Annotated in this window: 14 protein-coding genes; 11 read left to right on the plus strand and 3 right to left on the minus strand. The window is 49.3% G+C overall.

Annotated features, from left to right (window positions below):
* The 11 genes from rfbA to V6M90_RS17865 all read left to right on the plus strand — a co-directional run bounded on the left by rfbA (position 1) and on the right by V6M90_RS17865 (position 10,173).
* Positions 1–885, plus strand: coding sequence for a glucose-1-phosphate thymidylyltransferase RfbA (gene rfbA / locus V6M90_RS17815; RefSeq protein ID WP_332846870.1), 885 nt, complete (start codon positions 1–3; stop codon positions 883–885).
* Positions 885–1,430 carry a dTDP-4-dehydrorhamnose 3,5-epimerase gene (gene rfbC, locus V6M90_RS17820; RefSeq protein WP_332846871.1) on the plus strand — a complete coding sequence of 182 codons (546 nt, stop codon included), beginning with the start codon at positions 885–887 and terminating at the stop codon, positions 1,428–1,430. Before rfbA ends, rfbC begins: the two co-directional genes overlap by 1 nt.
* A complete protein-coding gene (locus V6M90_RS17825; RefSeq protein ID WP_332846872.1) occupies positions 1,430–2,248 on the plus strand; it encodes an ABC transporter permease in 819 nt (272 codons plus the stop codon). The genes rfbC and V6M90_RS17825 overlap by 1 nt, the downstream gene beginning before the upstream one ends.
* Positions 2,238–3,569, plus strand: coding sequence for an ABC transporter ATP-binding protein (locus V6M90_RS17830; protein ID WP_332846873.1), 1,332 nt, complete (start codon positions 2,238–2,240; stop codon positions 3,567–3,569). Before V6M90_RS17825 ends, V6M90_RS17830 begins: the two co-directional genes overlap by 11 nt.
* A gap of 77 nt (positions 3,570–3,646) precedes the next feature.
* Positions 3,647–5,395, plus strand: coding sequence for a sulfotransferase (locus V6M90_RS17835; RefSeq protein ID WP_332846874.1), 1,749 nt, complete (start codon positions 3,647–3,649; stop codon positions 5,393–5,395).
* Between the two features lie 14 nt (positions 5,396–5,409).
* The gene (locus V6M90_RS17840) at positions 5,410–6,486 is read left to right on the plus strand and encodes a DegT/DnrJ/EryC1/StrS family aminotransferase (RefSeq protein WP_332846875.1); all 1,077 of its coding nucleotides are present in this window, start codon (positions 5,410–5,412) and stop codon (positions 6,484–6,486) included.
* A 54-nt stretch (positions 6,487–6,540) separates the two neighbouring features.
* Complete coding sequence (locus V6M90_RS17845; protein WP_332846876.1) at positions 6,541–7,209, plus strand: acetyltransferase; 669 nt, start codon at positions 6,541–6,543, stop codon at positions 7,207–7,209.
* Positions 7,206–7,667 (plus strand): MaoC family dehydratase, encoded by a 462-nt coding sequence (locus tag V6M90_RS17850; protein WP_332846877.1) that lies wholly within the window; start codon positions 7,206–7,208, stop codon positions 7,665–7,667. Before V6M90_RS17845 ends, V6M90_RS17850 begins: the two co-directional genes overlap by 4 nt.
* A complete protein-coding gene (locus tag V6M90_RS17855) occupies positions 7,667–8,623 on the plus strand; it encodes a glycosyltransferase (protein WP_332846878.1) in 957 nt (318 codons plus the stop codon). The genes V6M90_RS17850 and V6M90_RS17855 overlap by 1 nt, the downstream gene beginning before the upstream one ends.
* A complete protein-coding gene (locus V6M90_RS17860; RefSeq protein ID WP_332846879.1) occupies positions 8,623–9,696 on the plus strand; it encodes a glycosyltransferase in 1,074 nt (357 codons plus the stop codon). The genes V6M90_RS17855 and V6M90_RS17860 overlap by 1 nt, the downstream gene beginning before the upstream one ends.
* A 30-nt stretch (positions 9,697–9,726) precedes the next feature.
* The gene (locus V6M90_RS17865; RefSeq protein WP_332846880.1) at positions 9,727–10,173 is read left to right on the plus strand and encodes a hypothetical protein; all 447 of its coding nucleotides are present in this window, start codon (positions 9,727–9,729) and stop codon (positions 10,171–10,173) included.
* 88 nt (positions 10,174–10,261) lie between these two features.
* Here V6M90_RS17865 and V6M90_RS17870 read toward each other — a convergent pair whose 3' ends face one another.
* From V6M90_RS17870 to cysD, 3 genes are all read right to left on the minus strand, one after another.
* Complete coding sequence (locus tag V6M90_RS17870) at positions 10,262–11,455, minus strand: acyltransferase family protein (protein WP_332846881.1); 1,194 nt, start codon at positions 11,453–11,455, stop codon at positions 10,262–10,264.
* An 87-nt stretch (positions 11,456–11,542) separates the two neighbouring features.
* Positions 11,543–13,432: a sulfate adenylyltransferase subunit CysN gene (cysN, locus tag V6M90_RS17875; protein ID WP_332846882.1), complete on the minus strand. Its 1,890-nt coding sequence runs from the start codon at positions 13,430–13,432 to the stop codon at positions 11,543–11,545.
* Entirely contained in the window at positions 13,432–14,874 is a 1,443-nt protein-coding gene (cysD, locus tag V6M90_RS17880; protein ID WP_332846883.1) for a sulfate adenylyltransferase subunit CysD, read from the minus strand. The genes cysN and cysD overlap by 1 nt, the downstream gene beginning before the upstream one ends.
* Positions 14,875–14,937 lie beyond the last annotated feature (63 nt).

A 14,937-nucleotide genomic window follows, 5' to 3' on the forward strand; every position in this document is an offset into this window, starting at 1 on the left:
ATGCTTAAACGTAAAGGAATTATTTTGGCCGGCGGTTCAGGCACACGTCTGCACCCTGCAACCTTGGCGATTTCCAAGCAGTTGTTGCCGGTTTACGACAAGCCGATGATCTACTATCCGCTGACCACGCTGATGCTGGCGGGGATTCGCGACATCCTGATCATTTCCACGCCGCAGGACACCCCGCGTTTTGAACAGCTGTTGGGTGACGGCAGCAAATGGGGCTTGAATATTTCCTACGCCGTGCAGGCGTCCCCGGATGGCCTGGCCCAGGCGTTCATCATCGGTGAAGACTTTATCGGTAACGATCTGTCGGCGCTGGTGTTGGGTGACAATATTTATCATGGGCATAATTTCAATGAGCTGCTCAAAAGCGCGATGCTCCGTGAGGACGGCGCCAGTGTGTTCGCCTACCACGTGAACGACCCGGAGCGTTATGGTGTCGTCGAGTTCGACGCGCAGGGCAAGGCTATAAGCCTGGAAGAGAAACCGCTCGAACCCAAGTCGAACTACGCCGTCACGGGTCTGTATTTCTATGACCGGGACGTGGTTGAAATCGCCAAGAGCATCAAGCCGTCGCCACGTGGCGAGCTGGAGATCACTGATCTCAACCGTATCTATATGGAGCGGGGCAAGCTGTCGGTGGAGATCATGGGTCGCGGTTATGCGTGGCTGGATACGGGGACTCATGAGTCTCTGCTGGAAGCCAGTCACTTCATCGCCACGCTTGAGCATCGCCAGGGCCTTAAAGTGGCATGTCCGGAAGAAATCGCTTTCAGACAAGACTGGATTGACGGTGAACAGTTGGAAAAGCTGGCAGCTCCGCTTTCTAAAAATGGCTATGGCCAATACCTACAACGTATTTTGCGAGAGAAGATTTACTGATGAAAGCCACACCATTAGCCATATCTGACGTCGTATTGTTTGAGCCGAAGATATTTGGCGATGATCGTGGCTTTTTCTTTGAAAGCTTCAACGATGCGCAATTCTCCGCAGCGGTTGGCAAAGAAGTCACTTTTGTTCAGGACAATCACTCGCGATCTGTCAAAAACGTACTGCGCGGGCTGCATTATCAGATCCAGCAACCGCAAGGTAAGTTGGTGAGAGTTGTAGTCGGCGAAGTATTTGACGTGGTGGTTGATATCCGCAAATCCTCACCCACGTTTGGGCAGTGGGTGGGTGAGGTGTTGTCCGCAGAAAACAAGCGGCAGTTGTGGGTGCCGGAAGGTTTTGCTCACGGCTTTGTGGTGCTCTCGGACGTTGCAGAGTTTCTTTACAAGACCACAGATTATTATGCCCCTGCGCATGAGCGCTGCATCGCCTGGAACGATCCAGCATTGAGCATCGATTGGCCGGTGAATGGGCAGCCGGCACTCTCTGGCAAAGATCAGCAAGGATCATTGTTAAGTGATGCAGAGGTATTTGCCTGATGCAATCGCACTCGGTATCGCCAAAGGCGCTCGTCAAGAGTGTCTGGAGCAATCGCAGTCTGATCAAAGCCATGATCAAGCGCGAAGTCATAGGCCGTTATAAAGGCTCCTTTCTGGGGATTTTCTGGTCTTTTTTTAACCCCGTGCTGATGTTGGCGGTTTATACGTTTGTCTTTAGCGTGATTTTCAAAGCACGTTGGAGTGGCGGTACTGATTCAAAGACCGAATTTGCGTTAGTGCTCTTCGGCGGGCTGATGGTGTTCAACCTGTTCGCCGAGTGCGTCAATCGAGCACCCGGTGTCATCTTGGCCAACGCAAACTACGTAAAAAAGGTGGTATTCCCACTGGAGATCCTTCCCTGGGTAAACCTTGGATCTGCGATGTTCCATTTCTTGGTGAGCCTTAGCGTTTGGCTGATTGCCTACCTTTGCCTGTTTGGGGTTCCACACCTCACCGCGCTGATGCTGCCAATTATTATGCTGCCACTAATATTTTTGGTGATGGGGCTTTCTTGGGGGCTCGCTTCTTTGGGTGTTTACTTGCGCGACGTCAGCCAGTTCATTGGGATTTTGACTACTGTATTGATGTTCTTGTCGCCGATTTTCTATCCTTCAAGCGCGTTACCCCAACAGTACGCGCATATTCTTTTGCTCAATCCTCTTACGCCAGCGGTTGAAGGCGTCAGGGACGTGTTGTTCTGGGGTCGACTGCCCGATATGAAGGTCCTGTCCATGTATATGGCCGGGTCTGCATTGTTTGCATGGCTAGGGTTTGCCTGGTTCCAAAAGACGCGTAAGGGGTTTGCAGATGTCCTCTGATATAGCTATTCAAGTCGAGGGCCTCAATAAGTGTTACCACATTTATGACAAGCCCCATGATCGTCTGAAGCAAATGCTGATGCGTGGTCGTCGCCAATACTTCAAAGAGTTTTGGGCATTGCGTGATGTGTCATTTGAAATCAAAAAAGGTGAGACGGTCGGTATTATTGGTCGTAACGGCAGCGGTAAATCAACGTTGCTGCAGATGATCTGCGGTACGTTGAACCCTACCAGCGGCACTGTGCTGACTAACGGACGCATCGCCGCGCTGCTTGAGTTGGGAGCCGGGTTCAACCCCGAGTTTACCGGTCGCGAAAACGTTTATATGAACGGTGCAATCCTGGGTTTGAGCGAAGACCAGGTGGATGCACGCTTCGAAGAAATTGCCTCGTTCGCGGACATTGGCGACTTCATTGAACAGCCGGTTAAAACTTACTCCAGCGGCATGTTCGTTCGATTGGCTTTTGCGTCGAATATTATGTCTAAGCCCGAAATCATGATCGTCGACGAGGCGCTCTCCGTTGGAGACATGAACTTCCAGGCCAAATGCATGACTGCATTGACCCGAATCCAAGATAACGGTGCAACGATCCTGTTCGTCAGTCACGATGTGGGATCGGTCAAGAGCCTTTGCTCGCGCGGTGTGTATCTTGAGCGCGGTAAGGTAATTACAGTCGGGCCTGCGGCAGACGTTGCAGAGCGCTATATTCGGACGATGCAGGAGGAAATGAACGCCGAGCATCGCAAGCAGGCACGTGTTCCGGGCTTGCTGAATGATCAGGCAGTACAGCCAAGCCAACAGATCACACCGAAGGATGAACTCAATTTCAAACGCTCAAATGAGTTTGAAAGTCGGGTCGCTCAATTCCGTTTCGGCAGTGGAGAAGTGAAATCGACGTGTGTCGAGTTGGTCGATGCCGATGGCAATGACTTGGTTTTCGTTGAATTCAACCAAGAAGTCATGGTGAAGGTGTATTTTGAGGCGTATGCCGAGAAGGAGCTTTCAGTCAATATCAACATATTTGATGATAAGAAAAATAATATCATCGGTTGTGGTTTTCCCCATATTGATCAGCCGTACCTGGTAACCAGAGCTGGCGCAAAATATTTAGCGGAATATTCATTGAAGTTGCCGTTGCAAGAAGGTAATTATTCGCTTCGAGTAAATATTTCGTCGACGATCGTTGAAAATGAAACTGCTGAATTCATTGATGTGGTCAGTGATGCTGTTGTGTTTAGGATGGGACGTTGGGAAAAGGCCAGGGTTTGGTCAAAAGTGCACGGATTCTCGCAGCTAAAATTGCATGAGTTTGAGGTGTGATATGCCAAATAGCCCGCGCCTGAAAGGCTTGTTTGCTCACGTGAACCCAATGACATCGCACGTTGATTATGTCGAATATGAATAATGCATTTATAATTGGTACTGGCCGTTGTGGTACCACGTATTTGGCGCAAATACTCAACGCACACTCAAAGGTTTGTGTGCCTCCTGAGATGCAATGCGTTTTTGAATACGATACAAACGGCAGTCGTTTTTATGAAACTATTGCATTAGGCGCGATTGCGGATGCAAAGGCAGCGGCCGACTTACTAGAACGTAGTTGTCCTCACGATCTTGCACGATTTTTCAACTATCGTGAGTACTGTGAAGGTTTAACCTACCCGCTGCGTTCGATGCAGGCGTTTTTTTCCGGTTATTATGAGGCGATTGCAAAGTCGCATGGTAAAGAAGTATTAGTCGAGCAAACCCCATGGTACGGGCAACGCTTGGATATCATGACGCAGGTGTTCCCGGATGCCAAGTTTGTCCATGTCGTACGAGACGGCAGAGACGTGGCGCTTTCGTTTGCGCGCACGCCTTGGTGGTTCAAGAAGCCGGAGTTGAACCTGGCCCGCTGGGCGAATGAAATCAAAAAGATAGCCACGGATGCGGCCGCATTACTGCTCCCGGAAAATTATCTCGTTGTTAAATATGAAGATCTGGTGGCGAATACCCACGCCGAAGTTTCGCGTATCTGTGATTTTCTGGGTATTGCCTTGGAGCCTGCTCAACTCGATCCGGCAGGATATATAGATTACGACAGTTATTGCCGATTCGATATGGAGAATCTTTCATCCTCAGCGTACTTGAACTGGAAGAAGAATAAAGGCTCGTCATCTTCGTTTCAGGGCAGTGCCTACGCGTGGAAAAAAGATGAAGCTTCTCACTTTCGGCACCTTCCTGATCCCATTAAAAACTCATTGAGCTTATTCGGCTATGACGTTCCTGATAACGTCGATGAAGCGACTCCAGAACAGTCTGCCAATTATAATGTGAAAATGTTTATCGGCGTGCTGGAGGCAAAGGTCGTAGGCCTTTCCGAGACAGTGGCGGGTCGAGAACTCACAATTAATGACCAGTCAGTGCATATTCGAAGTGTCGAGTCAGAGTTGTTAGCGCGTGCGCAACGTATTGCAGAGTTTGAACAAGAGTTGGTCGCTCGCAATGAGCATATTGCAGGCTTGAACAAAAAAGTTGAGGATTTGACGCAATCTTTAATTGACCATGAAGCCGATCGCTTAGCTCATATTCATCAGGCGTCAGAAACGTCTGCCGAGTTGTCAGCGCGAGGCAAGCATATTTCGAATCTGAATCAGCTAATTGATGATCAGATCAAGCATATTGCTGAGATGGCTGCCGAGTCATCAGCGCGGGGCGAGCATATCTCGAATTTGAATCAACTCATTGATAATCAGACCAAGTACATTGCTGACCTGGTGGCTGAGTTGGCGGTGCGGGCAGAGCAGTTTGCAACGTATGAGGCTGAAGTTGTCGCATGTGCCGAGCGTAAGGCAGTGCTAGAGAAGGCTTTGAACGATCAAGTGCAGCATATTCGGCATCTTGAGTCCGAGCTACTCTTGTGTGGCGATCGAGTAGCAGAGCATATCGCCGCTTCGGTCTTGCAAACCAACCACATGGCTGAACTCGATCTCACCATAGCCCAGCAGAGCGATAAACTTCGCGTGCTTGAGGATAAAATTCTGTCACAAGAAGCCAGTATTAGTGAGTTGAACGCTGATGCTCAGCGCATGAAAGAAGCTCTGGATTTACTGAATGCATCCTGGTGCGGCAGACTTCAGGCTTTTCGGCAAAAATTTCATAAATAATTTATCGGACAATTATGAACATCACCGTGACAAAACCATTCATCCCGCCATTCGCAGAGTTTCAGAGCTATCTCTCTGGTATTTGGGCGCGAGAGTGGCTGACCAATAACGGACCGTTGGTTAATGAGCTTGAAATTGAGCTGAAAAAGAGTCTCGGTGTTGAAAAATTGTTGTTCTTGAGTAATGGTACGGTCGCTCTGCAAATTGCGATCCGTGCGCTGGATCTCAAGGGAGAGATTATTACCACGCCATTTAGTTACGTGGCGACCACGTCAAGTATCGTGTGGGAGCACTGTTCACCGGTAATGGTGGATATTTGCCCCGACAGCCTGAATATCGATCCCTCCAAGATCGAAGCTGCAATTACAGATAAGACTTCCGCTATTCTTGCGACCCATGTATTTGGTAACCCTTGCGATGTGGATGCCATTGAAGCGATAGCAAAAAAACATAACTTGCACGTTATTTATGATGCTGCCCACGCTTTTGGTACTACCTATAAGGGGCGCTCTTTACTCGCGTATGGTGATATTGCCACCTGCAGTTTTCATGCGACAAAGTTGTTTCACACCATTGAGGGTGGGGCGGTCGTCGCGAACGACGCGAAATTGATCAAGCGATTGGCAATGATGCGTAACTTTGGGCACTCTTCTGCTACCGAGTTTGGTGATATCGGTATTAATGGTAAAAACTCTGAAGTTCACGCGGCCATGGGTCTGTGCAACTTGAAATATGTGGATAGCATTTTGGAACAGCGTAAACTGCTGTCGCAGCGCTATCTATTAAATTTGAAGGATTGCGGTTTTAAATACCAAAAGATTGCCGAAGATACTGTGTATAACCATGCTTATTTTCCAGTTGTACTGGAAAATGAAGCCGCCGTGCTTGCAGTTCTTGAATATTTGAATCTCCATAGTATCTATCCACGTCGCTATTTTTATCCTTCGTTATCTGAACTGCATTATGTAGAAGGCCAGTCTTCGCCTATTGCAGAGGACATATCCCGTCGTATTATTTGCTTGCCGCTTTATCATTCGCTCTCGCTTGAAGAGGTTGATATGGTGTGTGTGTTGCTGAAACAAGCACTATGACTTAGAAGTCTGCGCTGGATTATAAAAGATTAGTATTTATAGGGAAGGGGTGAAATGAACATATACGGGATAGTAGGGGCAGGTGGTTACGGTCGAGAGGTAATTCCTCTTGCTGCCTTACATTTTAAGGAAGAACTCTCTTCCGGCAGCGCTAAGCTTTACTTTGTTGTGGAGGGCGAAGTGGAGGAGTCTGAGATTAACGGATACTCCGTTATTTCTTTAGATGAGTTTCTTGGACTTGCTGGCGATCGATATTTTAGTATTGCCATTGGTCAATCTGCGGTGCGGGAGCGGATCGCGACCTTGTGCGAGGATCGTGGTGCCAAGGCGTTTTCGGTAATTGCTCAAAATACTGTCATTCTTGACTCGAATGAAATTGCTGAAGGGGCGGTGCTTTCTCCCTTCGTAACAATCACGTCCAATGTAAAAATTGGTCGACATTTTCATGCCAATATTTACGCTTACGTAGCCCATGACTGCGTTATCGGTGATTTCGTAACATTCGCTCCATCAGTCAAATGTAACGGTAATGTCACTATTGAAGATCACGCTTACATAGGGACTGGCGCTTCTATTATTCAAGGTAAGAAAGGTAAGCCATTGACTATTGGGCGTGGTGCTGTAGTTGGAATGGGAGCGGTGGTGACCAAGAGCGTTCCAGCTGGAGTTACTGTTGTGGGAAACCCCGCGCGCCCACTTTCAAGAGAGGGGCTGAGGAAGTGACAAGCACCTTCGGACACAATTTCGGCGGCTTGACGATTGATCAAATTGAAGTCGGAATGCAGGCATTTTATTCACACACTGTTACGGATGCGGATGTGAAGGCTTACGCTGGTCTGTCAGGTGATAACAATCCAGTGCACATGAGTGATGAATATGCGGAGAAATCCCGATTCAAGGCACGCATTGCGCACGGCCTGTATTCAGCGGGTTTCTTTTCAGCATTATTTGGTACTCGCTTGCCTGGACCTGGATGTGTTTATCTTTCGCAAAATCTTCGATTTAAGAAGCCGGTATATTTGGGTGATACAGTCGTGGCCGAAATCTGCGTAACTAGCATAAATGTAGCCAAGAAGATTGTGTCTTTTAATACGTCGTGCAGTGTAAAAGGTAAAGTCGTGATAGAGGGTGAGGCGGAAATTTATATTCCTCGTCCCTCTCCCCAGCAGGCGAAAATATAATGACAGACATAACGTTTAAACTTTCTATACTGCTGGTAACATATAATCACGAGAAGTATATTCGTCAGGCACTTGAGGCTCTTTTTAAACAGGCGGTTGAAGGTCAATTACAGCTCGTTATTGCAGATGACGGCTCAAGTGATGGTACGCTGGATATCATTAAAGAGTTTGAAGGTAGAGATCCGAGATTTACGTTCAAGTATTTGGTGAATAATGTTAATTTGGGCATAACCAAGAACTACCAGCGGGGCTTTGCTCAGTGTGATAGTGAATATATTGCCGTCTTGGAAGGCGATGATTATTGGATTAGCCCGAAAAAACTATCGCGCCAGCTTGAGTTTCTTGAAGAGCATTGGGAGTGTGCCCTTTGCTCGGTAAACTATTGGGTTTACGAAGAAGATCGTTCTCAGTTTACGCCTAGAGTGCCGGTAACTTCGTCTTACCGTATAATTGGTGCGCGAGATTTGATTGCCGATAACTTAGTCGGTAACTTTTCCACTTGTATGTATAGAAAGAGCGCGTTGGACGAACTGCCACCAGGATTGTTCGAAATACGCTCTTATGATTGGATCGTCAATATTTGCATCTCACGAACAAGCTTAATCGGCTTTCTTGAGGAGCCAATGTCGGTGTACCGCTTGCATTCAAACGGCGTGTGGACGCAGACGTCGCATATTAACAAACTGAAAATTCAACTTGAAGTCATTCCGGCCTATAACGCGCTGACGAATAATGTCTTTAATCTTGAATTTGAAGTGTTGGCCAGCCGTCTACGCCACGTTATTGCTTCATCTCAGGTTGAAAGTGCCGTGGATGCTGTTGTTCAGCCAGTGGTTCAGGCGTTGCCGCGGTTCATTGATTATATTCCTAATTTCATGATGAGATTTTTGCGCGCGGTGATGCCTGATCGTTTTAAGCGTGCTCTGCTCAAGGCTCTGTACAGGGGGAGAGTGTAATGAAGCCTACTGTATCCGTGATTATGCCAACATATAATCATGCTGCATTTGTAGAGCAAGCTATCGCCAGTGTTCTCGCCCAGCGTGGAGTCGATTTTGAACTTATCATTTCAGATGATGGGTCGACTGACGCTACGCGTGATGTTGTGGCCTCCATCAAGGATGAGCGGATAAGGTTTTACCCTAATACGGTGAACCGTGGCGCTTGCGTGGTCACCAATGAGTTGATAAATCATGCATCTGGTGAGTTCATCGCTCTTATAAATTCGGATGATTTTTGGGCCGAGGATGACAAGCTGGCTTATCAAGTCGGAATTCTGCGCGAAAATCCAACTATTGGCGCTTCCTTTGGTCGAGCACGGTTTGTCGACAAGTCCGGCGAACCGATGGACAAGTCCTCCTTCCCAACGGGCTCTGTTTTTGATCAAGAGAATCGCTCCCAGGGATTATGGCTGCGTAGATTTTTTGATCTGGGTAACTGTATTTGTCACCCTACGATGCTCATAAGAAAGGCATGCTACGAAGATCTAGGCTTATATAGCAATAGATTGCGTCAGCTCCCTGACTTTGAAATGTGGGTAAGGCTGGTCAAGCGATATGGCATTCACATCTCGGATCGGACATTGATTAATTTTCGGATTATGCCTGGGGAAAATGCGAGCAGTCAAACTGCTAGCAACTCCATACGCACAATAAATGAACACTATTTAATGGCCGAATCCTTTTTTGATGATGTCTCTGCTGAGGTGTTGATCGAAGGGTTTGAAGATGTTCTTGTGATTAAAGATGTCCCAACGAAAGAACACCGCGATATTGAGTGTGCATTGTTGTTGTTTAATTACAATCAATGGCTTGGTGCACCATACAGAATGATAGGGTTGTTGAAGTTTAATAAACTTTTGAATAGCCCTGCTCACTTTGAAGTGATGCAACGGGATTATCAGATTGGTGATCGCTGGTTTCAGGCGCAGATGGGTGATATTGATGTATTGCGTCCGAAGGTCGTAGCGATGATAGGCGAAAAAACTGTTGGGCTTAGACGAGCACTTAAAAAACTGCTGAATTTTAAGTGACAGTATACATTTCGATTTAAAGGAGCTTCTATGCGTTATTTATACCTTCCTGCTTTTGCTGTTTTTGGTCTGTTGGCAGCGTGCGACTCAGGTAAATCCTCTGGTGTCGTTGCTAATGATTTCTGCTCTTTCGACAGCCCAGTGACGGCAACACAGCTTCAGACCACTGAGCCTTTTGAGCCCTGGGGCTGGGCTTATAACGTGAAAGCCGGCACGGTTCCGAAGGATGTTTCTATTGAAATCGTATCATCTTCAAATGATGTTGCTGTCAGCGCTCCTCTGACTCGATCTTCTCGTCCTGATGTAGCGAAAGCATTTTCCAAGCCTGAGCTTGAAATGTCTGGCTTTGTAGGGAAAGTGGACGTTAGTGGACTGGCTTCTGGTACCTACACTGTGAAAATTATTCAGCAGGACGGTACTGCTAAATATGTATGTACTAGTCCTGTAAAAGTAAAGTTTCACTCTGCGAAAGGCTAAGTGTTATGCAAAAAAAACACCTCTATTAGAGGTGTTTTTTTATACTTGCGTATTGGCCAGATGCTGAGACGGTTGAGTTTTTCGCTGATTAAACGGGGGGCTGTACAGTGCCCGGATGGGTTTTAATCGTCCGAATTGGTAATGATGTGTGCATGAAGCGCTTTTCAACCAGTATATAAGATGCGGTGGAGAGGATTGATGCCAAAGCCAAGGCTCCCCCTGCAGCAAGATAGAATTGAATCATGGTGAGGTCTCCAGCCCCAAGTATATACCGGTCAATAAACGCGAACACTGCGAACAAGGTCATTGCGTGGAGCAAGTAAAAACTGTAGCTGACAGTACCTAGTGCGACAAATACACGTGTCGCAAGAATGCTAGGACGTGAGATTGTAAGTGCTGCAAATAGGGCAGAGACGGTCAGCCATTGTTCAAGGCCATAATTCGATTTGGCGCCGATGCGATAGAACATGGCGAGAATAATCCCAGTCGCGATAAATCCGGCTATTATTCTTGTTGAACGGCTGAACTCTTTCGCGCTAAAAAGTGCACAGAGAGCACCGGGTATGAAAAATGCCCATGCGCTAGCGTCGTTAAGATACAAATCTATAAAGGCAAAGGCAATTATTGCAGCCAGTGTTTTTTTGCGGTTGTATATAATCGCGATATAGACGATAGGTAAAACAAAGTAGAATTTCCATTCTATCGCAAGTGTCCAAGCGACGCCCAGTAATCGAGAAAAGTTAAAGCCATTGATAGTGGGCATTGGCAGTAAGCCGAAACCAAATACAGCAGGTAATGCCGGGATAATATCGCTGAGTTTTTGCACCAGTGGCCAAGAGAACCACAGCGCTATCAGCAAGGCAATCACGCTTGCCAGGAAGAAGGCTGGGACAATTCTACGAACTCTTTTTGCGTAAAAGTCTGTCCAGTCGATCGGTCTTGAGGAAAATATTTTTCCTGCAAATAGAAAACCAGTGATACAGAAAAAAACTTGAACACCAATAGCACCGAAAAATGAAAGGAAGGAACTGTCAACTAAGTCGAAGTAAAATACTTTCGGAACAATGATTAAGTTAATTAAGACAAGCGGCGCGTGGTTTAGCGACACTAAAGCAGCTGCAACTCCGCGTAATCCATCCATCCAGCGTGTTTTAGGGTGGTCTTGCGGTATGAGTGAAGGTATGGCTTTGTGTAAGAAAAACATTGGTGTAAGTACACATATAAAGGCAAATAAAAGTAGTGCAATTAATTCTTGGGTATGTGCGACATAGAGTGAGGACATGATGCGTGTTAGCCTATTTCTAATTTTGCCGCAGCTTAACATACCTATTTTGCAATAGGTATGTATTGTCAATCGTCGAAGGTGTGCTTAATTGTTGATGTGCTTCATTAGCTCGATAACTGCTAGGTTCAGGTCGGTGTTTGCGGCGTCAATATTCACCTGCGCTTCAACGGGTGCTTCATAAGGACTCCCCACCCCCGAAAGATTAGGCAACTGCCCAGCCCTTGCCTTCTTATACAACCCCTTCACATCCCGCTCTTCGCACACTTCAAGTGACGTACTCACATACACCTCGACAAACCGATCCTCGCCAATCAGCTCCTTCGCCATCTGCCGTTCTCTCCTGAAAGGCGAGATAAACGCCGTCAACACGATAAGCCCTGCATCCATCATCAGTTTTGCCACTTCGGCAATACGGCGGATGTTTTCCACGCGGTCGGCGTCGGTAAACCCCAAATCTCTGTTCAGGCCTTGGCGTACGTTATCGCCGTCCAGGATGTAGGTGCGGTGGCCCCTTGCGTGCAGTTCCAGTTCCAGCGCATTGGCCAGGGTTGATTTGCCTGACCCTGACAGCCCGGTGAACCAGATGACTTTGCCTTTGTGGCCATTCAGTTTTTCGCGATCTTCCCGTGTGATCGAGAGCGCCTGTCGGTGTACGTTCTGCGCTCGGCGCAGGCTGTGAGTGATCATCCCGGCAGCGACAGTGGCGTGGGTGACCCGGTCGACGAGGATGAAGCTTCCCAGGGCTCTGGAGTGTTGGTAGCTGTCGAATACCAAGGGCTTGCTGGTGGCCAGGGTGCATACGCTGATGTCGTTCAGCGAGAGGTGCCTGCTGGCGTCACGGGCAAGGGTGTTGGTGTCGATGCGGTATTTGATGTTGGTGATGGAGACGGATGCCCACTGTGTCGCCAACTTGATGTCGTAACTGCGGCCGTTCAGGCCAGCCTCTTCGTCCATCCAGATCAGCACCGCTTCAAACTGGTCGGTGACTTCCAGCGGGCTCTGGCTCAAGGAAAGTATGTCGCCGCGCGAGACGTCGATTTCCTTGTTCAGTTTCAGGGTAATGGCGTCTCCGGCGCTGGCGGACGGCATCGAGCCGTTCATGCCGATAATCTCGGTGACCGTGGATGTCTGACCGGACAGGCTGGCGCGCACGTTGTCGCCGACGCGGACCTTTCCTTCGGCAATCGAGCCGCTGAAGCCTCGGAAGGAGGCATCCGGTCGATTGACCCATTGCACCGGGAATACCAAGCGCTCGGATTCAGGTGAAGGGATCTCCAGTGTTTCCAGGCAACCCATCAGGGTTGGGCCGCTGTACCAGGGGGTATGGGTGGAGCGTTGGGTGATGTTGTCACCCTTGAGCGCGCTGAGTGGGATCGGGACGATCGTTTCGAAGCCCAGGCTTTGCGAAAACTCACGGAACTCGTCGGTAATCTGGCGGAAAACCGTTTCGTCGAATCCGATCAGGTCCATTTTGTTTATGGCCAATACCACCTGACGAATGCCCATCAATGACACCAGGTAGGCGTGCCGGCGCGTTTGCGTGAGTACGCCCTGGCGGGCGTCGATCAAAATCACCGCCACATCGGCGGTGGATGCGCCGGTCACCATATTGCGCGTGTACTGCTCGTGGCCCGGGGTGTCGGCGACGATGAATTTGCGTTTGGCGGTGGAGAAGAAGCGGTAAGCGACATCGATGGTGATGCCTTGTTCACGTTCTGCGGACAGGCCATCGACGAGGAGTGCAAAGTCGAGATCCTTGCCCTGGGTGCCGTGTTTTTTCGAATCGGCTTGGAGTGTCGTCAGTTGATCGTCTGTCAGCTGTTGGGCATCCCACAGCAAGCGCCCGATCAGCGTGCTTTTGCCGTCGTCCACGCTGCCACAGGTAATGAAGCGCAGCAGGTCCTGGTCACGCTGTAGGGCGAGATAATCGTCGATGGTTGCAGGGGCGGTAAGCATAGGTATGTCGAGTGCCATCAGAAGTAGCCCTCCTTTTTTTTCTTTTCCATGCTGGAGGCGCAGTCGCTATCAATCGCTCGGCCTTGGCGCTCGGAGTGGGTGGAGCCCAGCAGTTCCAGGATGACATCGGCGGCGGTGAGGGCGTTCGACTCGACCGCGCCGGTCAGTGGGTAGCAGCCTAGCGTACGAAAGCGGACGTTGCGTGCCTCAATTTTTTCGTCCGGCAGCAGCTTCATGCGTGAGTCATTCACCATGAGTGCCACACCGTTGCGGATGACGACGGGCCGTTGTTTTGCAAAATACAGAGGGACCAATGGGATGTTTTCCTGGTGGATGTATTGCCAGATGTCGAGTTCTGTCCAGTTGGACAGCGGAAATACGCGAATGCTCTCGCCAGGGTTTTTATGGGTGTTGTAGAGGTTCCATACCTCGGGGCGCTGGTTTTTGGGGTCCCATTGATGGGTTTTGCTGCGGAACGAAAACACACGCTCCTTGGCCCGGGATTTCTCTTCATCGCGGCGGGCACCACCAAACACCAAGTCAAATTTGTACTTATCCAGGGCTTGCTTCAGGCCTTCGGTCTTGGTCAGGTCGGTGTGCAACGCGCTGCCATGGTCGAAGGGGTTGATATCTTTACTGATCGCCTCTGGGTTGACGTGCACCAGCAGGTCCATGCCGCTCTCACGCGCCATGAGGTCGCGGAACATATACATTTCCTGAAACTTCCAGCGTGTGTCCACATGGAGTAGCGGGAAGGGCGGCACCGAGGGATAAAAGGCTTTACGGGCCAAGTGCAGCATGACTGCGCTGTCTTTGCCCATGGAATAAAGCATGGCCGGGTTTTCCGATTCGGCCAGCGCTTCACGGATGATTTGCACGCTTTCTGATTCAAGCCGTTTGAGATGCGGAGCAAGGCGCGTCGCGTGGGTGTGCAGTGGGTTGGTTGTAGGTTCATCCAACACAGGCGCATAGCTCAGCAACCCGAACTCCACGTTTGCGGGAGCGGCGAGTTGCCTGCAGAGGCCGGTGAGGCGCCCACCTGGAAAAACGACGATGTATTTGGATATATGCGTTTGCAAGCGTTGAAGGGCGTTGAGCAGCCCGTCGGCATCGAGCGGTTCGGTGCCCAGAGGCAGCCAGTAGCGCGCACCTCGTGCATCGTTGGCGTGCAGGAATTCTTGCCCGTCAACTGTGCGCCACAGTTGCGCGAATATCACCAGTCTGCGCTTGGCTCGGGCCCTGTCGATGTCCCAGGTGAGGACGGAGTGGGTCGGCGGGCGTCCCAGTTCATCCTCCAGGTTGTGGACGGTCAACTCTGGGGGCAAGAGGCCGATCTCATGAAGGCGCCGCTCTGCAGTGCGCTTGGTATCGGCCTGTTGAGTCCCTTGAAGATGTTGGTAAGCCGACTGCGTGTCCCATACCTGGACCGCATCAAGACCGAGAAAGCCGGGATTAGACATTTTTGAGCCTTGTCGCATTTTGCGAAATTATCGATATGTCTATGTAAAATACATTTTTTTGTT

It is taken from the genome of Pseudomonas lactucae, assembly GCF_036688725.1.
GTDB classification, from domain to species: Bacteria; Pseudomonadota; Gammaproteobacteria; order Pseudomonadales; family Pseudomonadaceae; genus Aquipseudomonas; species Aquipseudomonas lactucae.